Here is a 25,957-nt window from a genome sequence, read left to right as displayed (position 1 = left end):
AATATGATAGCGCACAGTGCAAGATTTTAATTGAAAGAGGCAACGTGCCTGTCGATAGCAAGGTGAATTCAAGATGCAGTTACCTCTTGTTTGACTAGATCTTTCGATGGGCGTTTTTTATTGAAAAAATAAACTACTTCATCCAATGCCGATAAGTTTTTTCAGTCTGAATAGAGTAATGCCTGATCCTCATGATATTGCGAATTTCTTCCAGAACCGGGCTTTTAAGTAGTTTCTGAGCTTACTCGATACATACATTATAAAATCAACAGAAATACTCTGTAGCTTGTACTGTGTGTGGGTTAATGTTCAGCTTTAGTATTGCAATTACTGAGAACGCTAAATAAATACAGTGAATTAGCGATCATGAAATGTAAAGCATTGAAAAGTATAGGGTTGATGGCTTGTTGGGGTCGTGATTAAAGAGAGTTCTCAGTAATACGCAAAATTTTGATGGAAAAGTAGTTGGCTATTAATATAAGGTACTGATATTAGTTAAGTAGTTGTGTAGCAAAACAGTGCAAGTGGATGCGAGTTACTGTGAAGTCTTCATAATAAGATGTTATGTGCTTGGAGTAACATGCAGAAAGAAAACGGTGATATGGAAATTGCTTTTTTGGCAGCGTTGGCATTGTGGCTAGTTACTATTGGTACGGGCTGGTTATCCAAGTTAGTTTTCGAAATGTGGCAAGATGGAAGCTCCATTGAATTTGTTAGCCGAAAAGCAAGAATCCTTAATCATTTTCCAACATCGTTTATTTTCTTTCTCTCTCTGGTAGTTTTAGCAATAATGGTCTTTTATACAGCCAAGCAGACGCTTAAGTTTGGTACCTATTTGCGCAATTAATATGCTGTTGTTTTTAAACGCACATAACAAGCAAATTATGGCTCTCGCTGTCGCTCGCTGGGACGCAAACATGTGCGCGGCTTCGCCATTTTTGCACACATGTCTGCGCCCCATATTTGGAAGTTATACGAACACAGGATAATTCGTGCTATCTAGGTTAAATTTTAATCACTACATTTTATTGTCTGAAAAATGGCTAACGAAGATAGCCTTATTATGGTGCGGTTTTTCAGTATTATTGGGCTTTGTTGTTCAAGTAGAGATTGCTTTAATTATTGCGGCCCCGCTGATGACACTATTTATGTTCTTCGCGGGCATGATTATGTCAAGCACACTAATTGGATTTCAGAAGATAAATCCGTTTGCTAAATCAAATCCTAACTTCATCAAGTTTGCTATTTTGTTTTTTTGGTCTTTTGGAATTATTGCAGCGTTGTATTTCTTGTCCTCAGGGATTTTTCAGATAGATGAAAAAAATAGTACACGTTATTTCCTTGTTGTTGCATCAGTCTTTCCATTAGGTCCAACGTTAGGAGCAGCAAAAGAATGGAACAAGGACTAATCAAGAGTTCGCATAACAACTCAATAAACTCACTCACTACGTTCGCTGGGACGCATACACGCAGGGCGGCTTCGCCATTATGCCCTACGTGCCTGCGCCCGTTATTGAAAAGTTATGCGCCAGTGAGGTTGTTTTGATAGAAACTAGTTTAGTTGGAAAGGCTGCTTTAACAAAAACTTTCGATTTAGCTGTAAGCAGCTATCGCAAAAAACGCTTCGAAAGAATTATCACAGCCCTAACCGAAGGTGATATTAGTATCTCTCAGGCAGAACTTGAATCGGACAGCTTTATATCTTGCTTTCTAAAGACAAATGAAGCTATTGACAAAGCCACATCCAATGAAAAAATAGATTTATTGATACAAGTTTTCTTATGCGGCATAAACTCAAACTTAATATCGAAATTACCCGATTTGTACCATGAGGCCATAACAATATTTTCAGAACTCTCGTATAGAGAAGTATTAATACTTGATATAGCCAAAAATTACCTCCCTTTCTCTTCAAGTAATGAAGTTGAACGTGTTGGGGAAAAAAATAAAGAGGCCATAGATAAAATAGCAAGTATGCTTTGTATTCAAGAGGACTTAGCTTATGTGCTACTTTCAAGACTTCAGCGAACTGGCTTCGTTATCGATTCCGCTATGTTAGGCAACCACCGCTACTTTTATAAAACTGCATTTTTAAATGAGATATATAGTTATTTGAACCTTCAGCTAAGTTTTAGGGGCGTATAACAAGCGCATTAACACTCGCTACGCTTGCCAGGGAAAAAATACATAGGCTCCCTTCGCTTCGCTCGGTATTATAGCTTACGTATTTTTCCCTTTATGCGAGTGTTATGCGCAAAGATGAAGTTTCGTAGAAAAATTTACATTAAAGTTTATCAAGATCGATTTGTGAGCCGAAAATTTGGTGATGAGTACGAAGAAATTACTTTGTGCAATGAATTATCAAACTCACGAACATTGCTCGGTGACTGGAGGGCATTAGAAAGCTCTCTAAAGCAGGTATTGAGTAAGCATTGCCAACTAATTCATAAAATTTATAAGCCAGTTCTTCTTATCCATTTGACTCCAACTTTTGAGGGCGGCTATACAACGTCCGAATTGAGGTTATTTCAAGAGCTTGGTAAATCAGCAGGTGCTCATTTCTGCTTTATGTGTGAGGATAAGTATGGTCCGTTATCGAATGAGCAAATAGAGGCTGTTTTTCGTGTCCTTTAGCTTTTTGCGTATAACAATTAAATTAAGTCTCTCGCAAGCTCGCTGGGGCAGTAACATGTAGGTGCTGTCGCTTTACTCAGATTTTAGCCCACGCGTAACTGCCTCTTATATGGGTGTTATATGCTAAAAAGGAATTTTGTAATGCGCTTCTTCTGTTTGCTTCTCTTTATCCCCTCCTTTGTTTCAGCTGAGATAGATGTTTCTATGCAAGAACCAGGATCAGGCTTTACGAAAACAGTTGGGGGATGCCAGTTGGGATAAGGCTCCGAAAGAGCTTCATGCTAAATCAGCGTCAGTAGATCATCAGAATACTGAAAAGCTCAAAGCTATATTGCGTAATAGACAGTGGCTGACAAATGCTGAAGTCGGAAATGAGGGGGTTGGAGCAGTATTTCTTATTATACAGCACTCTTCAGATGTTGAGTTTCAAGAAAGAATGCTTCCACTCTTAAAGAGAGCATATTTAAATAATGAAGGTGTATCGGGACAACAAGTTGCACTTTTGACTGACCGCGTACTTATTCATAAGGGGCAAAAGCAACTGTACGGTACACAAGCAGATATTAAAAATGGTGAAGTCACTTTCATGCCAATCTCACAAGTTGATAAGGTGGATGAAAGAAGAGCTGAAATGAACATGCCGCCATTGGAGTTTTATAGAAAGCTCATGGAGGAAATGTATGGCATAAAAGATCACGCCGAAATAGAGCTGAATTAGCGACATATAACAAACAAATATAGTCGCTAGCTTCCTGCTGGAACTCAAACACGCGGGGAGCTTCGCTATTATGCCCTACGCGATTGCGACCTCGTCAGGCGGAAACTAAGTCATCAGATAAACAAATTTATGATAAAGGCTGAGACCGCTGATAACACGCCGCTTTTAAACCAACATTACTTAAACGGATCTGATTCCAGTTCAGCAGTTTCTACCAGTATCAGCAAGGCACCCTGGCCGCCGTATTCTAGTGGGGCCTGGTGAAAGGCCATGACATGCGGATGTTGCACTAGCAGGTGGGGCAGGGCTTTTTTGAGCACACCTGAGCCAATACCGTGAACAACACCAATACAGTCAATCAGCTGTTTGTGGGCGGTATGCAAAAGGGCACTGAGTTCCAGCTTGGCGGTTTCTTTGGTCAGCCCGTGTAAATCCAGAATCAGCTCCGGATAAAAGTCGCCCCGGCGCAACTGTTTAAGTAAGTGGGTCGACACATCTTCCCGGCAATAGCGCATGGGGCCTTGATCAGGCAACACCGCCTGATAAATATCAGAAAAAGCAAAACTGGCATTCACCTGACTGGAATTAATACGTCCTGCACCGTGGGACGGAGAAGTACGATTGCGCTGTTTTTCCTGCAGTTTTACCGATTTGGGCGGCGTAAACTTATCCTGCTGCATAGGTTTCACCGCGCCAACAGTCTGGCGGAACAACGCAAAATCATCATCATGCTGCTCTGACTTATCGTTGTGCTTCGCCATAGGTGAATTCTCCGGGTACTGACAGGCGTTAAATATCCAGCTGGCTCAGCAGGCAAGTTACCTAAATTAATCATGTCAGAGCCAGACAATCTTGGGTATGATACCAGCTTTATAAAGACGGATGTACCAGAGGCCCGATGACCGATAAGATTTATCTTGATGAAGCCATCAACGACCTGCATACCATTTTGGATATGGTGCGCTGGTCGGTCAGCCGGTTTAATGATGCCGAATTGTATTTCGGCCACGGCACTGATAATGCGTGGGACGAAGCCGTCAGCCTGGTGCTGTACGGACTCCACTTACCTCAAAATATGTTAGAACAAACCGGTGAAGGTTTGTTTAACGCCCGCCTCACGCACTGCGAGCGGGAAAAAGTGGCTGAGCTGGTGCTTAAACGGGTGCAAACCCGCCTGCCACTGCCTTACATTACCAATGAAGCCTGGTTCTGCGGCTTACCTTTTTATGTGGACGAACGGGTACTGATTCCGCGCTCGCCTTTTGCGGAGATGATTCAAAACCGGTTTGAGCCGTTCGTGAAAAACGAACCGGCGACCATTCTGGATATGTGCACCGGCGGCGGCTGTATCGCCATTGCGCTGGCTCATGCGTTTGATGAAGCACATGTTGATGCGGTGGATATCAGCGCTGATGCCTTAACGGTGGCTGATTTAAATATTCAGGAACATCAGCTGGCCGAGCGGGTATATCCGATTGAATCAGATCTGTTCAGCTCACTGGCCGGACAGAAGTACGATTTAATTGTGTCTAATCCGCCGTATGTGGATGCTCAGGATATGGCAGATTTACCCGAAGAGTATCATCATGAACCGGAACTGGCGCTGGCCTCAGGCGAAGATGGCCTGGATCTGGTCGGTCAGATGCTGAAACAGGCTGTGCCTTTTATGAATGAAGGTGCGTGGCTGTTTGTGGAAGTGGGCAACAGTGAGGTGCACATGGCGCAACGTTTTCCCGGCCTGGAAGTCACCTGGCTGGAATTTGAAAATGGCGGTCATGGTATTTTTGCGGTAAATCGCGAAACCCTGGTGCAGTACTGGAATACAGAGGAATAGCAAAAGATTATGTCAGGAAATAGTTTTGGCAAACTGTTCACTGTCACCACCTTTGGCGAAAGCCATGGTGTGGCAATTGGTGGCGTGGTTGACGGATGCCCGCCGGGGCTGGAAATCAGTGAAAGTGACTTGCAGGTGGATCTGGATCGCCGCAAGCCCGGTACATCACGCTACACCACCGCACGCCGCGAAGATGATGAAGTACAGATTCTGTCGGGCGTGTTTGAGGGTAAAACGACAGGCACCAGCATTGGCTTGTTGATCAACAATAAAGATCAGCGCAGCAATGATTACTCAAATATAAAGGATCGTTTCAGACCCGGTCATGCCGACTACACTTATCAGCAAAAATACGGTGGTCGTGACTATCGTGGTGGCGGTCGTTCCTCGGCCCGGGAAACAGCCATTCGTGTTGCTGCCGGCGGTATCGCTAAAAAGTTTTTAAAACAGTTTTTTGGTATTGAGATTCATGGGTATCTGTCGCAACTTGGCCCGATAAAGATGGACAAGGTTGATCACAGCATTACCAATACCAACCCGTTTTTCTGTCCGGATGAAAGCAAGCTGGACGCACTTGACCAGTATATGCGGGATCTGAAAAAGTCTGGCGACTCTATCGGTGCCAAAGTATCGGTGGTGGCAAAAGGTGTTCCGGTTGGGCTGGGCGAGCCTGTGTTTGACCGACTGGATGCTGAGATTGCCCACGCCATGATGGGCATTAACGCAGTGAAAGGCGTAGAAGTGGGCGACGGCTTTGATGTGATTGAGCAAAAAGGCAGTGAGCACCGTGATACGCTGACTCCGGACGGCTTTGAAACCAATCATGCCGGTGGTGTACTGGGCGGTATCTCAACCGGTCAGGACATTGTGGTGCACATGGCATTAAAACCTACCTCCAGTATTTCAGTACCGGGTAAAACGATTGATATTGATGGTAACGAGATTGATATTGTGACCAAAGGGCGGCACGACCCGTGTGTGGGCATTCGCGCTGTACCCATTGCCGAGGCCATGCTGGCAATTACCCTGATGGACCACTGCCTGCGCCATCGCGCGCAGAATACTGGTGTACAGAGCCAGACGCCGGTGATTGCCGGCCAGACGAAATAAGCGGGTGTTAACCCAAACGGTGTCCGGGAGTGAACGCGCTCACTCCCGCACCAATCTGCTGTTACTGGCGCTGACGTACTTTCTTTATTTTGGCCAGCTTGGTGTGCTGGTTCCCTATCTGGGCATCTTTCTGGATGGCCGCGGTTTCTCTTCTGCCGATATCGGCAATCTTATCGCTATGATTACCTTAAGCCGGGTGCTGGTTCCATCAATCTGGGCGGGTATTTCCGATAAAACCGGCAATGCGCTGGGTGTACTGCGTATTGGCTGCCTGTTGAGTGCCCTGTTTTTTGTGCTGGTATTTTACCTGTACAGTTTCTGGGGACTGGCGCTTGCCTTTGGTTTGATGATGATGTTCTGGAACGCGGTTCTGCCTCAGCTGGAAGTGGTTACCATGCAGTCGCTCGGGCCAACCAACACGTCTTACGGACAGGTGCGCCTGTGGGGCAGTGTGGGTTATATTGTCTTGTCGGTGGCCGTAGGTAAAGCACTGGATATCAGCTCCAGCGAAGCGCCGGTGTATGCGAGCATGGGGCTGCTGGTAGGGCTGTTTTTAGCTTCGTTGTTTATTCGCCAGCCTGCGCCCAATCCCAGTCATGCAGAAGTGCAGGGCACGTTATGGAATCATGCGCTTAAAACCCCGTTTGTGATTTTTCTGGTAAGCGCCACGCTGTTGCAGGTGAGCTTTGGGGCTTATTATGGCTTTTTTGCCTTGTATATGCGCGATCTGAACTACACCGGCCAGGAAACCGGTATGCTCATTGCTCTGGGAGTGGTGGCTGAGGTGGGTATATTTTTGCTGGCCCGTCGTCTTATAGGGCGCTTTGGGGTATGGAACCTGTTATTTGGTTGTATGTTGCTTACCGCGTTTCGCTGGTACGCTCTGGCCCAGTGGGCCGAAAACGGCTGGGTAGTGATGCTGGTACAACTGATTCATGCGCTGAGTTTCGGGCTGATTCACGCCACCTCTGTCCATTTTATACATACTTTTTTGCCGGCAAAATTTCACAGCCGGGGGCAGGCGCTGTATATCAGTATGGCATTTGGTGTGGGCGGCGCATTCGGTAACTTTGCTGCCGGTCAGTTATGGCAGCAGGGCAGCCAAGCCTGGCTGACCTTTGCCGCTGCCGCGTTAGTTTGCGCAGTAGGCGGGTTGGTCCTGCTATTCACCAGCCGCCGGGACATGGATAATACTGCCAGCTAAAAAGTGGTACGCAGTAGTATCACTACGAGTTAGCTGGTAGATTATGAATTTGTCACTAAGCTGAGGGGAATCATGAAGCAAGCTGTTGCATTACTGACGGGACTACTGTCTGCTACCCCGGTTTGGGCGCAGGAACAGGTGGCCAACCTGTGGCTTTTTGATTTATCCTATGACGGCGACATACCGGCAATCGAACATGCCAGTAAACTGACCGATACCCCTGATTACACCAACCAGCCTTATTTTTATGATCAGAGCCGGGCGCTCTACTACACACAAAGCTTTCCGTCCGGCAGAGGCCGGCAAACGGATATTATGCGTTATGACTTAATTCGCGGTTATCATACTAACCTGACGCATACTGCAGCCTCGGAATATTCACCTACGCCTTTTCCCGACGGCGAAGGGTTTTCTGTTATAAAAGTCGATAAACGCAACAAACAGTGGCTGTGGCACTATGGCACAAAACCTCGCGGTAAACTTAGCGCGGCAGAGCCGGTAGGTTATCATGTATGGATTGAGCAGGATGATGCACTGGCTTTTGTGCTGGGCGAAACCCATACTCTGCAACGCATACGGCCCGGACAGAGCCCTGAGGTGGTAGACAACAACATCGGCGCGAGTTTATGGCAGATCCCTGAAACGGATCTGTTCAGCTATACTAAAAACCCGGCTCCGGATAACCAGCCCTGGACGCTGATGAGCTACGACCCACAGCAGGAAACATCCAGCTTGCTGGTGGCATTACCCGAAGGCGCGTATTACATGGCCTGGACACCTGGGGCCAAAGCACTTACCGCGGTCGATGGGCAGATTCTGGCGTGGGACTTTCATCAGCCGGTGACCGACAGCGCAAACTTACCCACCACACTGACTACAAATGCAGAAAATGCAGCGTCCTGGCAACCCTGGCTTGATATTACAGAATATTGTCCGGATGGGGTAAGCCGTCTGCATATTAGTCAGAACGGCTTACATTTAGCAGCGGTATGCGCAGAAGCAAACTAAGCGGCTTTTACACCACGCCGACAGGCGGCAATCACTTCAATTTCACCATTGGGCAGCGCCTGCTCCATACTTACATCAAACTTCCATAATCGATGTAGGTGGCGCATAACTTCATCTTTTGAGGTGGCCAGCGGAATATCATTGTGCGGAATGTAGCGTAAGGTCAGTGAGCGGTCCCCGCGCACATCCACGTTATATATCTGAATATTCGGCTCGTTGTTACTCAGGTTATACTGCGCCGACAGTTTTTCCCGGATTTTCTGATACCCCATTTCATCATGAATAGCGCTGACGCTGATAAACGGTTTGCCCGAATCATCATCAACCGCAAACAGTTTGAAATCACGAATCAGCTTGGGAGATAAAAACTGGCTGATAAAGCTTTCATCCTTAAAGTTATGCATCGCAAAATGCACGGTTTCCAGCCAGTCTTTGCCAGCCACATCCGGCATATAGTATTTATCTTCCTCGGTTGGCTCCTGACACATGCGCTTAATATCCATAAACATATTAAAGCCAAGAGCATACGGGTTAATACCTGAGTAGTAAGGACTGTTGTATTCCGGTTGCATAACCACGCTGGTATGGCTGTGCAAAAACTCCATAATGAAGCGGTCGGTCACCAGTCCTTCATCGTACATCTGGTTTAAAATATGGTAGTGCCAGAAGCAGGCCCAGCCCTCATTCATCACCTGTGTTTGTTTTTGCGGATAAAAATACTGAGAAACTTTGCGAACAATGCGTACCAGCTCGCGTTGCCAGGGCTCCAGTAACGGTGCATTTTTCTCAATAAAATACAGCAGGTTTTCCTGTGGTTCAGCCGGGAAGCGTAATTTGGTGGGCTGGGCATCTTCTTTGGTATCGGGCAAAGTCCGCCATAGCTCATTAACCTGTGATTGCAGATACGCTTCGCGCTGCTCCTGGCGGTTAAGCTCTTCCTGCAGGGAAATTTTTTGTGGCCGTTTGTAACGGTCTACGCCATAGTTCATCAGCGCATGGCAGGAGTCGAGTATTTCCTCAACCTCAGATGTGCCGTACTTCTCCTCGCATTTATGAATATAGTTTTTGGCAAACACCAGATAATCAATAATCGAACTGGCATCAGTCCAGGTCTGGAACAGGTAATTCCCTTTAAAAAACGAGTTATGGCCATAACAGGCATGGGCCATGACCAGGGCCTGCATGGTGATGGTGTTTTCTTCCATCAAATACGCAATACAGGGATCGGAGTTGATCACAATTTCATAGGCCAGACCCATCTGGCCTCGTCGGTACTGTTGCTCGGTCTGAATAAACTTTTTACCAAACGACCAGTGACTATAATTAATCGGCATACCTACACTGGCGTAGGCGTCCATCATCTGTTCGGCGGTAATCACTTCAATCTGGTTTGGATAAATATCCAGCTTGAAATTTTTGGCAATACGGTCGATTTCGGTTTCGTATTGCTCTAGCAATTCAAAAGTCCAGTCCGGACCATCACACAACGGTTGTCGGGTTTTCTTTTGTGCTGCCATGGTTATCCTCCCACGGTGGTAGTTTGTTCAGACCGGGAGAACAGCTCCCTGAATACCGGGTAAATATCGTTCACCGTCTGAATGTGCTTGCACACAAAATTTTCGCACACAGCTTCTACATTCTGATACTCCCGCCATAAGCTTTGATGCTGACGTTCGGTAATTTCAATGTAGGCAAAATAACGGGTGACCGGCAGCAGCTCTTTTAGCAGCAGATCACGGCAATAGGGTGAGTCATCGGCCCAGTTGTCACCGTCTGAGGCCTGTGCGGCATAAATATTCCAGTTAGAATCTGAGTAGCGCTCCTTGATAATATCGTCCATCATTTTCAGGGCACTGGAGACAATCGTGCCGCCGGTTTCCTGAGAGTAGAAAAACTCATGTTCATCTACTTCTTTGGCCTGGGTATGATGGCGAATGTAGACCACTTCAACATTTTCGTATGTGCGGGTTAAAAACAGGTACAGCAAAATGTAGAAGCGTTTTGCCATGTCTTTGGTTGCCTGGTCCATCGAGCCAGACACATCCATCAGACAAAACATGACGGCCTTACTGGTAGGTACCGGCCGTTTATCAAAGTTTTTAAACCGCAGATCGAAGGTGTCGATAAACGGCACCCGGGCAATCTTTTTACGCAATGCGTCTATTTCAGCTTCCAGCTCGCTGATGCGCAGGGTGTTGTCGTGCTTGTCCTCCTGCAACGCCTGCAAGGCATCTTCAAGCTCACGCAGCTGACGACGATCACTGCCGCTCAGTGCAATCCGGCGAGCTACCGACCCTTTTAGCGAGCGGACAATATCCAGATTGCTGGGCACGCCATCGGTCTGATAGCCTGCCCGGTAAGTTTCGTATTCCACAATTTTATCAAACTGTGTTTTTTTCAGGTTTGGCAGCGCAAGATCATCAAACAGCAAGTCCAGGTATTCGTCTTTAGAAATTGAAAAAACAAATTCATCCTGACCTTCTCCACTGTCACTTGCTTCGCCTTCACCCTGACCTTGCCCCTGTCCCTGGGGCGGACGTTCGATACGATCACCGGTAATAAACTGGTCGTTGCCCGGATGGACAACCGACCGTTTACCACCCCGACCAGTATGGAAAATGGGTTCACTAATATCCCGGGCCGGAATACTGATTTTTTCCCCACTTTCCAGGTCGGTGACCGAACGTTTACCGATAGCATCAGAAACCGCGCGCTTAATCTGCTGTTTATAACGGCGTAAAAAGCGCTGGCGATTTACGGTGCTTTTCCCCTTACTGTTTAAACGTCTGTCAATAAAATGCGCCATAAGCACCTACTATCTCAAAGGAATGGAAACGGATTTATGAGGCTTTACGCACTCTTAAGTACCATTCACAGAGCAGTCTGACTTGTTTCTGCGTATAGCCTTTTTCAGTCATACGGTTAACAAAGTCATCGTGTTTTTTCTTATCATCCGTTGAGCCCTTAGTGTTAAAGGATATAACCGGTAATAAGTCTTCTGTGTTCGAGAACATTTTCTTCTCGATGACAGTCCGCAGCTTTTCGTAACTGGTCCAGCGTGGATTTTTGCCACCATTACTGGCGCGGGCACGCAGAACAAAGTTAACAATTTCGTTGCGGAAATCTTTCGGATTACTGATACCGGCTGGTTTCTCGGTTTTCTCCAGCTCTGCATTGAGCGACTCACGGTCAAACAGCTGGCCAGTTTCCGGATCCCGGTATTCCTGATCCTGAATCCAGAAGTCGGCATAGGTCACATACCGGTCGAACAGGTTTTGTCCGTATTCTGAATACGACTCCAGGTAGGCGGTCTGAATCTCTTTACCGATAAATTCAACATAGCGGGGGATCAGATAACCTTTGAGGAACTCGCGATAACGGTCGGCTGTTTCCTGCGGGAACTGCTCCCGTTCAATCTGCCGTTCCAGTACATAAAACAAATGCACCGGGTTCGCGGCCACTTCCTGATGATCAAAGTTAAATACCCGAGACAAAATTTTGAAGGCAAAGCGCGTAGACAAGCCTTCCATACCTTCATCAACGCCAGCGTAGTCCCGATACTCCTGATAAGATTTTGCTTTAGGATCCGTGTCTTTCAGGCTTTCACCGTCATACACCCGCATTTTGGAATACAGACTGGAGTTTTCAGGCTCGTTGAGCCGTGACAGCACCGTAAACTGAGCCAGACACTCCAGCGTGTCGGGTGCGCAGGGCGCCCCACTTAACTCACTGCTTTCCAGCAGCTTGCGATATATTTTTATCTCTTCATTTACCCGCAGACAATATGGCACTTTAACGATGTAGACCCGGTCCAGAAATGCTTCGTTATTTTTGTTGTTGCGAAATGTCTGCCACTCAGATTCATTCGAGTGAGCCAGAATCAGGCCGTCGAAGGGCAGGGCAGAGAAGCCTTCAGTCGGGTTGTAGTTACCTTCCTGAGTGGCGGTTAATAGCGGATGGAGTACCTTGATGGGAGCTTTAAACATCTCCACAAATTCCATCAGGCCCTGGTTGGCTTTACACAATGAGCCAGAGTAGCTGTAAGCGTCCGGATCATTTTGTGCGTATTGTTCCAGCCGGCGAATATCGACTTTACCCACCAGTGCAGAAATATCCTGGTTGTTTTCGTCACCAGGTTCAGTTTTGGCAATGCCGGTTTGATCCAGTATTGACGGATACACCCGCACTACTTTGAATTTGCTGATATCCCCGCCGTATTCGTGCAAGCGTTTGCGCGCCCAGGGAGACATAATGGTTTTCAGATAACGTTTTGGAATACCGTACTCCTGCTCAAGAATGTTGCCATCCTCGTTAACGTCAAACAGGCAGAACGGGTGGTCGTTGACCGGTGAGTCTTTAAGAATATAAATCGGCACTTTCTGCATCAGCTCTTTAAGGCGTTCAGCCAGTGATGATTTACCACCGCCTACCGGCCCCAGCAAATACAAAATTTGCTTTTTCTCCTCTAATCCCTGTGCGGCGTGGCGCAGGTAGGAAACAATTTGCTCGATTGCCTCTTCCATGCCAAAAAACTCACCAAAAGCAGGATAGCGGGCGAGCACCCGGTTGGAGAAAATACGGCTTAATGCCGGGTCGGTTGAGGTATCAACCATCTCCGGTTCGCCAATAGCGCTTAACAATCTCTCGGATGAGTTTGCATAGGCCATTGGGTCCTGCTTACAAATTTCCAGAAATTCCTGGATGGTGAATTCTTCTTGTTTTCTTTCTTCGTAACGCTGTTGGTAGTGTTCGAAAATACCCATGAGCACCTCTAAGTAGAAAAACGGATTCCCCGTCTTTTCAGCTTAGACCTTATTTTCAAAAGCGATACTATATTTTTGGACTTAATATGAACTTGTTAAAAAATAATCGATCTATAAAAAAATGAACTTTTTCCAATTAGTTACGTCTTTTATACCTAAAGTACAATGCGGGCGGGATATAGCGGGGACATGCAAATAAAAAGCCCGCTGTTGAAAAGCGGGCTTATGCGAAATTAGCTATATGAAAAGCTTATTTTGCGAAGTTTTCTGCGGCAAACGTCCAGTTAACCAGTGCCCAGAAGTTTTCCAGGTACTTAGGACGTGCATTGCGGTAATCGATGTAATACGCATGTTCCCACACGTCTACAGTGATTAGCGGCGTGTATTCTTCACCTGATACTGGTGTTTCTGCATCGTCAGTGTTTACGATATCTACTGAACCGTCAGCTGTTTTTACCAGCCACGTCCAGCCTGAGCCGAAGTTGCCTGTCGCTTTGTCATTAAATGCAGCCTGGAAGTCAGCAAACGAGCCCCATTTTGCATTAATCGCATCAGCCAGTTCACCAGTAGGTTCACCACCACCATTCGGGCTTAGGCTGTTCCAGTAGAACGTGTGGTTCCAAACCTGAGCCGCATTATTGAAAACACCGCCAGTAGAAGACTTAACGATCTCCTCCAGGCTTTTGTTTTCCATATCTGTACCTTCAACAAGGCCATTCAGCTTAGTGACGTAAGTTGCGTGGTGCTTGCCATAGTGGTACTCAAGCGTCTCTGCAGAGATATGAGGTTCCAGAGCATTTTTTTCATAAGGTAATGCTGGTAATTCAAAAGCCATTACGAGTCTCCGTGTTGGTGTTTATAAAAATCAGCCCCTCATACCTGCCTGTTCGAATGGTATGAGTCGGCATTGGTCTTAGTGTATCTGTGAAATATAAGGACGTTTTTCTATAACCCAATGACAAATTTATGAATTTGTAAGATTAATTTGGGCCACAACTAAACGAGCCCTGACACTGATTGTACGATCCACATACGCAGTAAAGGCCGGATGGATCAAGAGAAAACCAAGCTGTGAGTTTGCCCATCGGCCTGACGAGCGTGTTATGATATGACGACTTGAAATAAAAGCTGCTCATGCCCATATCAACGGGTAATGACATGTCTACATGCGAGGTCTTAATGGAAAACGTAAATACCGAATCGACGGTTGATAAAATTAAAGAGCAAATTGCTGAGAATCCGATTCTTCTTTATATGAAAGGGTCACCAAAGCTACCTAGCTGTGGTTTTTCAGCTCAGGCAGTGCAGGCGCTGATGTCATGCGGCGAGCAGTTTGCTTATGTGGATATTCTGCAAAACCCGGATATCCGCGCTGAGTTACCAAAGTATGCCAACTGGCCAACGTTCCCGCAGCTGTGGGTTGAAGGTGAGCTGGTAGGTGGTTGCGACATCATCATTGAGATGTTCCAGCAAGGTGAACTACAGCCACTGATTAAAGAGACAGCGGCTAAACAGTCACCGGCTGAATAAAGACAGCGTAAAAAGAGAAACCCGGCAAATGCCGGGTTTTTTATTATCAGGGAGACAACAAAAAAACGTCCGCAGAAGCAGATTTTACCCCGCTTAAACTACGCGAATACCTATATAGACAAACCACAAAATAAAATCCTCTATGGATCGAAAATAAATATTTTTTTCATCGAAAAAGGTTTGTTTTACCTGAACTTACTGGTTATAAAAATGTCGTGCGCCATCGTTAATGGCCATCAACAACAAGGTATATCGTTTCTTGCTTGCGCCTGAAAATAATAAAAATTGCCTGGCGACTGTGCATCAAGAACATAACAATAATCCGGGGAAAACCTATGAAAACCACACTGTCATTACTGACAAAAAATATGCGCACAGCGTTTGCTGCTTCAGCTGCATTTTCCGTATTAGCGTTTAACACTGCTGCTGCTCAGGAACTGGGTGACAAAGCGGCTGAACAAGCGCCTGAAGACGTAGAACAAATTGCTATCGTTGGTACTCGTGCTGCGCCTCGTTCTGTGGGCGAGTCACCAGTACCTATTGATATCATCGGTGATGAAGAGTTCAAGAATCAGGGCTCAACCGACATGGTGTCGATGCTGCAAACAGTGGTTCCGTCTTTTAACGTAAACGACCAGCCAATTAACGATGCGTCATCACTGGTACGTCCGGCTAACCTGCGTGGTATGGCATCTGACCATACGCTGGTACTGGTGAATGGTAAGCGTCGTCACCGCTCTGCGGTTATCACTTTCTTAGGTGGTGGTTTATCAGACGGCGCCCAGGGTCCGGATATTTCGGTTATTCCGGCCACGGCGCTTAAACAGGTTGAAGTACTGCGTGACGGAGCGGCTGCCCAGTACGGCTCTGATGCTATTGCCGGGGTAGTGAACTTTGTGCTTAAAGATGACGCCGAAGGCGGTATCGTAGAAGCGCGTTACGGTTCGTACTACGAAGGTGACGGCGACATGATGCAGATCTCCGGTAACGTGGGTCTGCCACTAAGCGATGATGGCTTTTTAAACTTAAGTGCTGAATACCGCACTGCCGATGATACATCGCGCAGTGTACAGCGTGACGATGCTGCGGCACTGATTGCTGCAGGTAACGAATTTGTAGCCAACCCGGCGCAAATCTGGGGTAACCCTGAAATCAAGCACGACATTAAACTGTTTGCCAATGCGGGTCTGGAACTGAACAGTAACGCCGAAGCCTATATGTTTGGTAACTATGCTGAGCGTGAAGTAGAAGGTGGCTTCTATTACCGTAACCCGCACACCCGTGGTGGTGTATTTGATGGTGGCACAGATGAAGACGGCAACGCATTGCTGTTGGTGGGGGATCTTGACGGTGTAGGCACAGGTATTGAGTGTCCGTCTGTACCGGTAGGTAACAATGTGCTGAACAGCCCTGAGTATGGCCTGATTGCTGATAACAGCACCGCGCTGGGTGCCAACTGTTTTGCCTTTAACGAAGTGTTCCCGGGTGGTTTTACCCCGCGCTTTGGCGGTACGGTAACCGATATGTCTCTGGTATTTGGTACTCGCGGTGAGCTGGCTAACGAGATTGGCTATGATGTGAGTCTTAACCTGGGCCAGAACGAAATTGATTTTGCAATTTCTAACACGATCAACCCGTCATTAGGCCCGGATTCTCCAACTTCATTTAAGCCGGGTAAATATACGCAGTCTGAACAGACGCTGGATATCGACCTGAACAAGCCTATTGATGTGGGTATGAACGAGCCGCTGTATCTGGCAGGTGGTTTCCAGTACCGCCATGAAACGTATGAAAGCTTAGCCGGTGATGTGGCATCTTATGAAATCGGTCCGCTGGGCTCACAAGGTTTCGGTATCGGTTCAAACGGTTTCCCGGGTCTGTCTGCCCGCAGTCAGAACGAAGCCTCTCGTCATAACATTGCATTCTATCTGGATGCCGAAATGTATCTGACCGAAGACTTCTTGCTTGCTGCTGCGGTTCGTTACGAAGACTTCTCGGACTTTGGTGACACAACTAAAGGTAAAATTTCTGCCCGCTGGCAGGCTACCGACAGCATTGCTTTCCGGGGTGCATTCTCTACCGGCTTTAAAGCACCTACTATTGGTCAGAGCAACGTTCGTAACGTTACAACAGCCTTTGGTACCGATGGTGAACTGATTGACCGTGCAACGCTGCCACCAACAGATCCTATCTCTGTTCAAAAAGGTGGTACGGAACTGACTCCTGAAGAGTCAGAAAGCTACAGCCTGGGTATGGTCGCCAACTTTGATAACGGCCTGTTCCTGACCGTCGATTATTACAACATTGAGCTGACTGACCGTATCAGTACCACATCAGGTATTAAACTGACTGAAGACGATATTGCGGCGCTACTGGCGCAGGGTGTTAGCGATGCCTCCAGCTTCACCGAAGTCAGTTTCTTTACCAATGACTTTGATACCACCACTGAAGGTGTTGATGTTGTAGCCAATTATAGCCAGGAAATGTTTGGTGGTGATACTAAGTACTCACTGGCCTACAACTGGACGTCCACTACCGTTGACCAGGCGTCTGATAACATCTCTGCTGAGCGTGTGAGAATGCTGGAAGATAACCTGCCGCCGGTACGCTGGAGCTTTACCGCTAATCACACCAATGGTGACTGGCGCGTAATGGGCCGTCTGAACTATTACGGCAGCATCTATGAGGATCACCTGGATTCAGCCCTGCCGATTGATAAAGTCAGCAGCGAAGTCACCGTGGATCTGGAAGTGGGCTACCACTTCAGCGAAGATTTGCAGGTGGTACTGGGTGCGAAAAACGCACTGGATGAATATCCTGATGAAAACGTTCAGTACGATACAGAGGTAGCCGGTGCGACTTACCCGGTAACGTCACCCATTGGTATCAATGGTGGATTCTACTATCTGCGTGGTATCTACACGTTTTAATAACCGCTGATGAAGGGGGCCGGTCAGGCCCCCTTATTATTTTGTTTACTCTGTCACACATAGGTGACTTAGTCATTAGACCAAAAGACGGCTAAAATGGATGACAACACCTTTTTACTGCTGCACTATCGAACAATTTGTAAAGCCTTAATGACGCAGCGTGATTGTTATCTATGACAGAGAAGTCGACACTGGCGGAAACTTATATAAAGTACCGCAAAAAATTAATGCGTTCGATTAGCAATATTGTCAGTAAAGACGATATTGAAGATATCGTGCAAGAAGCATTTATTAAAAGTTACGAAGCTGAACTGAAGCAGGAAATTCGCTATGAGCGAACTTACATGCTTCGGACAGTAAAGAATCTGGCGCTCAATCATGTTAGCAGTGCCGCCAGTCAGCTGAATGATGCAGTGGAGAACATGGATACTCTGCCCCATGATTTGGTTGGACACAGTTTAGAAAAGCACGTTGAAAGCAAAGAGCGCTTTATTCATTTTTGTCGCGCTACTGATGCGTTATCGGCGGAAGTAAAACGGGTTTTTCTGCTTAAAAAAGTTTACGGCATGAAACAAAAAGACATCGCTGAGCTAGTCGGGCTTAGCGAAAGTACCGTTGAAAAACATGTCGCCAAGGGCTTGCTGATGTGCTCGCGATATCTTGCGTCGTTATCTGACGGCAGCGCGTCACCGAACTCATCATCCCGCAGTCAGGATGTGCATAGTCAATGAATAACGTAAGTCAGTTTACCAGCAAAGAAGATATTTACGAGCAGGCTTCATTATGGATTAGCCGGATTGATCGGGGCTTAAATGCTGCTGAGCGTCAGGAGCTGGAAGCCTGGGTGGAAGCCAGTAACGGGCACAGGCGGATTCTGCATGAGCTGGCCAGCCTGTGGGACGACATGAGCGTACTTAATGAGCTCAGTGGTTTGTACCCATTAAAGCAAAGTCCTGAACTTTCGCAGAAGCGTCAGATAAAAGCCGAGCGTCGCGCTCGATATAGTATTGCGGCAGCGTTTATGGCAGTGGCGGTGATGCTAAGTGTGATGCTGGACTGGTCGTGGCTAATGCCCGCTGATAATTCCGCCCAACATGTGGCCCGTCGGGTGGCTACCGCAATTGGTGAGCAGCGCACCGTGAAGCTGGTTGACGGTACCATTGTACAGCTAAACACCAATTCCATTATCAATATCGACTTTTCCGGAAATACCCGGCACATCGAGCTGCAACGAGGGGAAGCGCATTTTGCGGTGGCTCACGACCACTACCGCCCGTTCATTGTTCAGGCCGGTGAAAACACAGTCACCGCCATTGGCACTGCATTTAATATGCAGCTGAATGAAGATGAAGAATTTGAGCTGGTGGTAACCGAAGGTAAGGTCCTGGTCAGGGATAAAACATCACAAACCCCCGCCAGCGACGCCACAGCACTGATTAATCCTGATGACAATGTTGGCGGGCAGCTAATGGTAGCGGGTGAAAAAGCCAACGTACGCGGTGCGGTTGATGCCAGACATAATATGACCGACGATGCCATGCAGCAGGATTTGGCGTGGCAGCAGGGCATGATTGTGTTTAAGGGGGAACCGCTGGCCGCTGCGCTTAAAGAGATAGGGCGTTATACCCCGGTGACATTTTCCATTAAAGACGAAACTCTGAAACAAAAGCGCGTAGCTGGCTATTTTAAAGTAGGTGATATCAGTGGCTTGCTGTTTGCGCTAAAAAACAGCTTCAATATTCAGCATAAGCGCTCAGGTATGACCATTGAGTTAAGTCTGAACACAGATAGCGTCGCAGCGTCGTCATAGACTGACACAATACCCGTCGCGCAGGGGTTAACCAAGTTTAATAGTTGTCATCTGCTTTATGACTGTGTCACTATTATTCAAATTACTGAATGAACTCTTGTTTTGTTACTGTCGCTGCGCTTTTTCTTTGTTGCCACTCTCAGCATGGCCATTTTGCTTGTACCGCAGTCCCCGCCAATAAATGTGGGGTGGTAAGCTGTGCGTGTGGTAAGCCGTTTAGCCTGCTCAATAACGCTGAGTCTGACCACCATGCTGGCTCAGGCCGCGCAAACCTTCACCTTTGATATTACTGCAAAAACCGCCGATGAAGCGCTGACCGAGTTTGCCCGTCAGGCCGATACCACTCTGTTATTTTCATATGATTTGGCGCAGCAGGTCACCGCGAATTCGCTGACCGGCACCTTCACGATCAAAGAAGGGCTGGCAGCCTTGCTTGAAGGCACTGAGCTGGCAGTGGATGTGGATGCCAGAGGCATGCTCACGGTTAAACACATTTCTGAGATTCGTCAGCCTGCACCTACACCGGCCACCCTGAAAGAAGATGACAGCGAACCTGCCATGACGCTGGAGCGCATAGCTATTGTGGGTAGCCGAAGCTCGCCCCGGTCGGTGATCGAATCGGCAGTACCGCTGGATATTCTGGGTCCGGACAGCTTTCGCGGGCAGGGCAGCAGCGACTTACTGAGCATGCTTTCAGCCACCATCCCTTCACTGAATGTCAGTGACCAGCCTATCAATGATGCCTCGAGCATGGTGCGACCGGCTAATTTGCGGGGGATGGCATCCGATCATACTCTGCTGCTGTTAAACGGCAAACGACGGCATCGTTCAGCGGTAATTACCTTTTTGGGTGGTGGCTTGTCTGACGGGGCTCAGGGCCCGGATATTTCGGTGCTGCCGGCCTACGCCATAGAACAGGTTGAAGTGTTGCGCGACGGGGCCGCGGCTCAGTACGGCTCAGATGCGATTGCCGGAGTGATAAACTTTGTTTTAAAAGACGATGCAGAAGGCGGCGATGTGGCCGTGCAGGCCGGCCAGTACAGTCAGGGGGATGGCGATGCATTTCAGTTTCAGGGCAATCTGGGGTTGGCGCTGACCGACCACGGATTTGCCAATCTGACAGTGGAGTACCGACAGCAGCAGGCCACATCGCGCTCGGTGCAGCGCGATGATGCCACCACCCTGATAGAAGCGGGCAACGAATTTGTGGCTTCGCCGGCCCAGGTGTGGGGCGCACTGGATGTAGAGTACGATGTGAAAGGCGCAGCCAATGCAGGGGTGGAGCTCAACCAGCATCATCAGTGGTATGCATTTGCCAATCTGGCCCGACGTAAAGTGCAGGGTGGATTTTACTACCGGCACCCGCATTTTCGCGAAGGGGTGTTCAGTCGCAACACCGATGCCGGACTGGAACTTTTGGTGGCAGATTTAGACGGACTGGGGCAGGGGATCAGTTGCCCGCAGGTCATGATCACATCGGATAATGTGCTGAACCAGCCAGCTTACCAGCGCATTGCCGCAGATGATGCGGTTGGCCAGAACTGCTTTGCCTTCAATGAGGTTTTGCCGGGAGGCTTCAGGCCCAAATTTGGCGGTGTGGTGGAAGATGCCGCTGTCACAACCGGGATCAGTGGTAGTTTGCCACATCAGCTTGAATACGATTTAAGTGGTACGATAGGTTATTCGCACATTGAGTATACCTTGTCCGATACGCTGAATCCGTCGCTGGGCCCGGCGACGCCCACGACATTTTCTCCCGGGGCGGTGAGCCAGGTTGAACGCACGGTGAATCTGGATTTTTCCAAACCTGTGCAAACGCAATGGTATGGACCGCTTAACCTTGGTTTTGGCGCAGAGTGGCGTCGGGAAACCTATCACCAGCGCGCCGGCGATGCGGCCTCCTGGCAGGTTGGCCAGTTTGCCTATAACAACACTAACGGCTTGTCGCAGGGGTTTAGCATCGGTTCAAACGGCTTCCCCGGGTATCAGCCCCAGTCGGCCGGACACTGGAGCCGGCACAACTGGGCGCTGTACGCTGATGGCGAAAGCCGCCTGACAGAGCGTTTTAGTCTGGCCGGCGCACTGCGCACCGAGCATTTTTCCGATTTTGGGTCTACCTATGATGGCAAACTCAGTGTGCGCTATCAGGCCAGTGATTTACTAGCTTTAAGAAGCTCACTCAGCACCGGATTTAAAGCGCCAACCGTTGGACAAAGTAATGTGATTAATGTGACCACCGCTTATGCCGCCGGCGGTCTGGAAGATCAGGCCACTTTGCCACCCGATAGTCTGATTTCCCGTCAGCTGGGAGCCAGTCCGCTGACGCCAGAACAATCGGTGAATATGAGTGTGGGACTGGTGGCATTCTGGGATGCCGATTTTTACTTCACGCTTGATTATTTCAATATCCGCCTGAATGACAGAATCAGCACCACATCGGCGATTCCGCTGGATGATGAGGATATTGAAGCACTGGTTGCGCTGGGTCAGTCGGATGCCGGGCGATACAGTTCTGCTAAATATTTTACCAATGACTTTGATACCCGCACCCAGGGACTGGATTTTGTGCTGCATTACCGGCTGGCACTGGGTGAGGTACTCAATGAGCTGTCGGTAGCCTATAACTGGACAGACACTCAGGTTGAACAGGTCAGTCGTTATCCGGTGATAGATGAACAGGGCCAGGTTACGTTACGGGCCAATCTGACAGATGCCAGAATTCGTATGCTGGAAGACAACCTGCCGGAACACCGGGCCACCATCACACTGAAACAGTACTTTGATGACGTCACTTTGCTGTGGCGGGGCAACTACTATGGCAGTTTTTATGAAGATCATCTGGATGCCTCAGCCGGACTGGATATCTACGGCGGCGCAATGGTGACTCTGGATGCGGAGTTCAGTTATATGATCAGCGATCAGCTAAGCGTATCAGTTGGCGGCAGAAATCTGCTTAACAGCTACCCCGATGAGAATCCGTATCAGCAACTGGTTGGTGCGCAGTATCCGACCACAGCGCCGGCTGGCATTAATGGGGGTTTTTATTATGCTGAGGCCCGATATAGTTTTTAAACTGTGTTTCTAACACCGTGTGCCGGGCTGGCAGATAATGGGTGCGGGTGATAAATAGAGAGACGTGCGAGGGAGTAGCAAAAGTAACAGTAAAGAGGTGCGTATCAGCACACCTCTTTAAATAAAGATTCATCAATGATGGTGGAGTCAATGACCTGCTGAGCCATGGTGATGCACTTGCCGCACTGGCTACCCAGTTCCATAAACTCACGTAACTCACGAATATTACCGGCACCGTGTTCCTGCACCGCTTTTTTAATCGCTTTGTCTGTTACGCCGTAACACATGCATACATACATTATGAAAGCCTCATAAACATCATCTGCAAATGATAATAATTGCTATTTTCGACTCTTGCAAGTAAATAATAGTCATTCTCGATTGGGTTAATCGGCAGGTTATTTTTACAGCAGAAGTCGCTATGGCAGGCTAAATAATGTACAGGTTTTCCAACTAACTGAATAATCTATGATAATTTAAAACAAAACAGCGCAGAGGTCTGGCAATGATGAGGGGGAAACGCGGTTAACGACGTTACGTGTCAGGCAAAAAAAAATCCGCCGCAGCGGATTATTTTTATTCTGTTTCTGGCTCATCACTCTCAGGTAAGGGCCAGCCACCCAATGATTTGTAGCGATTGATCATCCAGCAGAAAAGATCAGCGGTTCGGCTGGCGTCATATAATGCACTGTGCGCTTCTTTCTGGTCAAAATGAATACCAGCAGCGCGGCATGCCTTAACCAGTACAGTCTGACCCAGTGCCAGTCCGGCCAGACTCGTGGTGTCAAACGACACAAACGGATGAAATGGCGTGCGTTTGATATTGCATCGCTCAATGGCGGCATTTACAAAGCTCTGATCAAAGGTCGCGTTGTGCGCCACGATGACCGAGCGCTGACAACCTGCTTCTTTCTGGGCTTTACGAATAGCTTTACACAGCGACTTCATCGCTTCGCTTTCATCAATGGCCCCGCGTAGTGCGCAGTTCGGATCAATTCCGTTGAACTCCAGCGCAGCCGGTTCAAGATTGGCGCCTTCAAACGGGTTCACATGCGCATGAAAAGTCTGGTCAGGATGCAGTACACCATCGTCGTCCATTTTCAGGGTCACTGCGGCAATTTCCAGCAGTGCATCGGTACTGGCATTAAAACCAGCGGTTTCCACATCAATAACGACCGGAAAGTAGCCTCTGAAGCGGGTGGACAGGGTTGTAGCGTCTGACATAGATCCTCTTTGTTAGCGGTACCTTAAGCATAAACCGACATGAGACCGTCGGGTCCTCACGAACGGGCAGGGATTATGGCAGCAAAGCCAGCGTATATCCACCCTGCTCAGGCTGAATGCTGTTTAAACCGGATTGATACCGGCTATACCAATGGCCAAGCTGCGTTGAATATAAACTATGCTAAACTTTTCTGGCAATCGGGCGATAATTTTTATGACACAGTATCAATACGGCGCAGATTCATGACTTTCAGGCAATTACTACTTCTTGGAACAGGGCTTCTTTGCAGCGCAGCATCGCCGGCAGCCATGCGTCAGTATGCGGCAAGCTATGAAACCTCGGACTGGCAACTAGGCACGAAAAGCCGGCTTGAATGCCAGCTGGAACATCCTGTTCCCGGCTATGGCAAGGCGGTGTTTACCAGTGTTGCGTCTAAACAGCTGAACATGGAATTTGAAATGCAAATGTCGCTGTTGCCCAAAAAGTTTGCGGTGGCGGCGGTCTATTCTGTGCCACCGGCCTTTATGCCGGGTCACGCGCCTAAACCGATTGCAGAGATGCAGCTACGTACCCAGTATAATGGCGATCTGCCTGAGGAAGCCGCCTGGACCATGCTCACTGAGCTGGAAAAAGGCTTCTGGCCAACCCTGTATTATAAAGACTGGTATAACCGTTACGATAAAATTGCTGTGGCACTGAATGCCAGTAACTTTATGCCGGGCTATCAGCAGTTTGTTAGCTGTGTGTCTGCCCTGTTGCCATACAGCTTTGAAGATATTGCCTATACGGTACTGTCGTATGACAAAGCCAGCACTGAGCTGACCAAGTATTCGCAGAAACGACTGGAAATGATCGGCGAATACCTGAAAGCCGACAGTAATCTTGATCTGGTTTTACTGGATGGTTACACCGACAGCTATGGTGCCCGGTACGCCAACGAGCAGTTATCGGTACAGCGCGCCACCATGGTGAAAGATTATCTGGCCAATATGGGCGTAGAGGCGGAGCGCATACAGATTACCGGACATGGTGAAAAGCGCCATATTGCACCTAATGACACCAGCGACAGCCGGGCCCTCAACCGTCGCGTGGTGGTTCGCTTATCCAAAGGCTGATTTACTGTACAGGATGTGCCTGCAGATAGCCTTTTACGGGGGGAACCTGATCCGTAAACACGCCATCCACGGTCTGGGTCAGAAATTTCATCAGTGCATCGCTGCTCATGCCTTTGGGTAAGGCATCGGCCCGGTAAGTGTAAGGATGCAGGATCAGACCCTGTTGCTGCGCGGTTTTTACCCAGCTGGCTGCACCGGTTTGCTGTTTGTTCATTAATTGAGGAAGCCACGGGCCGAGCCCGTCAGCCACCTGAGCAACCGCTTTGAGCCCGGCTTTACTGAGTAGCCAGTTATAGTCTGTGGGCGCTTCGCCCCAGCTGTTGTCGCCCACCAGTTGAACCAGCATGCCCTCATAACCAAGCTCCTGTCGAATGCGCTGTACTTCCTTAAAATCAAAGCACTGCAACACAAAATGGGCATCCGGCCTGGTCAGGTTGTGGCGCGCCAGAATCTTCAGGGTAATGCTGGCAATATCCACTCCCTGTTTATGATGCCAGGCCGGTGATTTAATCTCGGTATACAAACCAATGTCAGTGCCAAGCTCGCGATTCAGCTGGGTGATAAGCTCAATATGCTCATCCAGCGTGGCTACCGTGAAACCGGTTTGTTTACCTGAGTAGCGATGCTTAAACACCGGGCTGCCATCAGCATTTTGCCGTTCATGTACCTGCAGGGTTTTTAGCTCTGCCAGGGTAAAATCCAGTGCATACCAGCGACCATCCTCACGGGCCCGGTCCGGAAACATCTGCTCTACATTGGTCACGGTTTCCAGATGAATGTCATGCAGGACCACCGCCTGTTTATCTTTGGTGATCACCACATCCTGTTCGATATAGTCTGGCTGCTGGGCAAACGCCAGGGTGGCGGCTTCCAGTGTGTGCTCTGGCAAATAGCCAGATGCGCCGCGATGGGCAATAATATCAAAAGCCTGTACCGAGGTACTTAGCAGACTGGCGGTGAGCAGCGCTGCCACACAAGTAACGTTTGCCATAAATCGGTTTACC

General features: G+C 48.2%; 23 protein-coding genes. 15 read left to right on the top strand and 8 right to left on the bottom strand.

Features of this window, described 5'->3' with window-relative positions; all coding sequences use genetic code 11:
- The first annotated feature begins 580 nt into the window (after window positions 1-580).
- The 5 genes from EZV72_RS13155 to EZV72_RS13135 all read left to right on the top strand — a co-directional run bounded on the left by EZV72_RS13155 (window position 581) and on the right by EZV72_RS13135 (window position 3,352).
- Window positions 581-847: a hypothetical protein gene (locus tag EZV72_RS13155; RefSeq protein ID WP_137167658.1), complete on the top strand. Its 267-nt coding sequence runs from the start codon at window positions 581-583 to the stop codon at window positions 845-847.
- A 145-nt stretch (window positions 848-992) separates the two neighbouring features.
- A complete protein-coding gene (locus EZV72_RS13150; RefSeq protein ID WP_137167657.1) occupies window positions 993-1,409 on the top strand; it encodes a hypothetical protein in 417 nt (138 codons plus the stop codon).
- Between the two features lie 79 nt (window positions 1,410-1,488).
- A complete protein-coding gene (locus EZV72_RS13145) occupies window positions 1,489-2,145 on the top strand; it encodes a hypothetical protein (protein WP_137167656.1) in 657 nt (218 codons plus the stop codon).
- Between the two features lie 162 nt (window positions 2,146-2,307).
- Window positions 2,308-2,634, top strand: a complete 327-nt coding sequence (locus tag EZV72_RS13140; RefSeq protein ID WP_137167655.1) for a hypothetical protein — start codon at window positions 2,308-2,310, stop codon at window positions 2,632-2,634.
- Between the two features lie 196 nt (window positions 2,635-2,830).
- Complete coding sequence (locus EZV72_RS13135) at window positions 2,831-3,352, top strand: DUF6624 domain-containing protein (protein ID WP_232364419.1); 522 nt, start codon at window positions 2,831-2,833, stop codon at window positions 3,350-3,352.
- Window positions 3,353-3,528: 176 nt separating this feature from the next.
- Here the strand turns inward: EZV72_RS13135 and smrB are convergent, their stop codons facing one another.
- On the bottom strand, window positions 3,529-4,113 hold the full coding sequence (smrB, locus tag EZV72_RS13130) for an endonuclease SmrB (protein WP_137167654.1): 585 nt from the start codon (window positions 4,111-4,113) through the stop codon (window positions 3,529-3,531).
- A gap of 137 nt (window positions 4,114-4,250) precedes the next feature.
- Between smrB and prmB the strand changes: the two genes are divergently transcribed.
- The 4 genes from prmB to EZV72_RS13110 all read left to right on the top strand — a co-directional run bounded on the left by prmB (window position 4,251) and on the right by EZV72_RS13110 (window position 8,508).
- On the top strand, window positions 4,251-5,186 hold the full coding sequence (gene prmB / locus EZV72_RS13125; RefSeq protein ID WP_137167653.1) for a 50S ribosomal protein L3 N(5)-glutamine methyltransferase: 936 nt from the start codon (window positions 4,251-4,253) through the stop codon (window positions 5,184-5,186).
- 9 nt (window positions 5,187-5,195) lie between these two features.
- Window positions 5,196-6,296 carry a chorismate synthase gene (aroC, locus tag EZV72_RS13120; RefSeq protein ID WP_137167652.1) on the top strand — a complete coding sequence of 367 codons (1,101 nt, stop codon included), beginning with the start codon at window positions 5,196-5,198 and terminating at the stop codon, window positions 6,294-6,296.
- Between the two features lie 4 nt (window positions 6,297-6,300).
- Window positions 6,301-7,500, top strand: coding sequence for an MFS transporter (locus tag EZV72_RS13115; RefSeq protein WP_137167651.1), 1,200 nt, complete (start codon window positions 6,301-6,303; stop codon window positions 7,498-7,500).
- A 72-nt stretch (window positions 7,501-7,572) separates the two neighbouring features.
- Complete coding sequence (locus tag EZV72_RS13110; RefSeq protein ID WP_137167650.1) at window positions 7,573-8,508, top strand: TolB-like translocation protein; 936 nt, start codon at window positions 7,573-7,575, stop codon at window positions 8,506-8,508.
- Here EZV72_RS13110 and EZV72_RS13105 read toward each other — a convergent pair.
- The 4 genes from EZV72_RS13105 to sodB form a co-directional block, all read right to left on the bottom strand.
- Window positions 8,505-10,025: a SpoVR family protein gene (locus tag EZV72_RS13105; RefSeq protein WP_137167649.1), complete on the bottom strand. Its 1,521-nt coding sequence runs from the start codon at window positions 10,023-10,025 to the stop codon at window positions 8,505-8,507. The two genes, EZV72_RS13110 and EZV72_RS13105, sit on opposite strands and share 4 nt — an antisense overlap.
- A 2-nt stretch (window positions 10,026-10,027) precedes the next feature.
- Window positions 10,028-11,314, bottom strand: coding sequence for a YeaH/YhbH family protein (locus tag EZV72_RS13100; protein ID WP_137167648.1), 1,287 nt, complete (start codon window positions 11,312-11,314; stop codon window positions 10,028-10,030).
- Between the two features lie 34 nt (window positions 11,315-11,348).
- Entirely contained in the window at window positions 11,349-13,271 is a 1,923-nt protein-coding gene (locus tag EZV72_RS13095; RefSeq protein ID WP_137167647.1) for a PrkA family serine protein kinase, read from the bottom strand.
- 250 nt (window positions 13,272-13,521) lie between these two features.
- The gene (sodB, locus tag EZV72_RS13090; protein ID WP_137167646.1) at window positions 13,522-14,106 is read right to left on the bottom strand and encodes a superoxide dismutase [Fe]; all 585 of its coding nucleotides are present in this window, start codon (window positions 14,104-14,106) and stop codon (window positions 13,522-13,524) included.
- Window positions 14,107-14,450: 344 nt separating this feature from the next.
- On the opposite strand from sodB, the gene EZV72_RS13085 reads away from it, so the two are divergent.
- The 5 genes from EZV72_RS13085 to EZV72_RS13065 all read left to right on the top strand — a co-directional run bounded on the left by EZV72_RS13085 (window position 14,451) and on the right by EZV72_RS13065 (window position 22,613).
- Entirely contained in the window at window positions 14,451-14,801 is a 351-nt protein-coding gene (locus tag EZV72_RS13085) for a Grx4 family monothiol glutaredoxin (protein ID WP_137167645.1), read from the top strand.
- 335 nt (window positions 14,802-15,136) lie between these two features.
- Window positions 15,137-17,731, top strand: a complete 2,595-nt coding sequence (locus EZV72_RS13080; RefSeq protein WP_137167644.1) for a TonB-dependent receptor plug domain-containing protein — start codon at window positions 15,137-15,139, stop codon at window positions 17,729-17,731.
- 173 nt (window positions 17,732-17,904) lie between these two features.
- The gene (locus tag EZV72_RS13075) at window positions 17,905-18,462 is read left to right on the top strand and encodes an RNA polymerase sigma factor (RefSeq protein ID WP_137167643.1); all 558 of its coding nucleotides are present in this window, start codon (window positions 17,905-17,907) and stop codon (window positions 18,460-18,462) included.
- On the top strand, window positions 18,459-19,541 hold the full coding sequence (locus tag EZV72_RS13070) for a FecR family protein (RefSeq protein ID WP_137167642.1): 1,083 nt from the start codon (window positions 18,459-18,461) through the stop codon (window positions 19,539-19,541). The genes EZV72_RS13075 and EZV72_RS13070 overlap by 4 nt, the downstream gene beginning before the upstream one ends.
- A gap of 249 nt (window positions 19,542-19,790) precedes the next feature.
- Window positions 19,791-22,613 (top strand): TonB-dependent receptor plug domain-containing protein, encoded by a 2,823-nt coding sequence (locus EZV72_RS13065; protein ID WP_137168756.1) that lies wholly within the window; start codon window positions 19,791-19,793, stop codon window positions 22,611-22,613.
- A 104-nt stretch (window positions 22,614-22,717) separates the two neighbouring features.
- Here EZV72_RS13065 and EZV72_RS13060 read toward each other — a convergent pair whose 3' ends face one another.
- Window positions 22,718-22,912 (bottom strand): (2Fe-2S)-binding protein, encoded by a 195-nt coding sequence (locus EZV72_RS13060; protein ID WP_137167641.1) that lies wholly within the window; start codon window positions 22,910-22,912, stop codon window positions 22,718-22,720.
- Window positions 22,913-23,189: 277 nt separating this feature from the next.
- The gene (rnt, locus tag EZV72_RS13055) at window positions 23,190-23,837 is read right to left on the bottom strand and encodes a ribonuclease T (protein ID WP_137167640.1); all 648 of its coding nucleotides are present in this window, start codon (window positions 23,835-23,837) and stop codon (window positions 23,190-23,192) included.
- A gap of 243 nt (window positions 23,838-24,080) precedes the next feature.
- Between rnt and EZV72_RS13050 the strand changes: the two genes are divergently transcribed.
- A complete protein-coding gene (locus EZV72_RS13050) occupies window positions 24,081-24,953 on the top strand; it encodes a flagellar protein MotY (RefSeq protein ID WP_137168755.1) in 873 nt (290 codons plus the stop codon).
- Window position 24,954: 1 nt separating this feature from the next.
- On the opposite strand, the gene glpQ is transcribed toward EZV72_RS13050, so the two are convergent.
- Window positions 24,955-25,944, bottom strand: a complete 990-nt coding sequence (gene glpQ, locus EZV72_RS13045) for a glycerophosphodiester phosphodiesterase (RefSeq protein ID WP_137167639.1) — start codon at window positions 25,942-25,944, stop codon at window positions 24,955-24,957.
- Window positions 25,945-25,957 lie beyond the last annotated feature (13 nt).

This window comes from Salinimonas lutimaris, assembly GCF_005222225.1.
GTDB lineage: Bacteria > Pseudomonadota > Gammaproteobacteria > Enterobacterales > Alteromonadaceae > Alteromonas > Alteromonas lutimaris.
The sequence above is the reverse complement of the archived record's forward strand: the minus strand, read 5'-3'. Positions and strand labels throughout refer to the sequence as shown.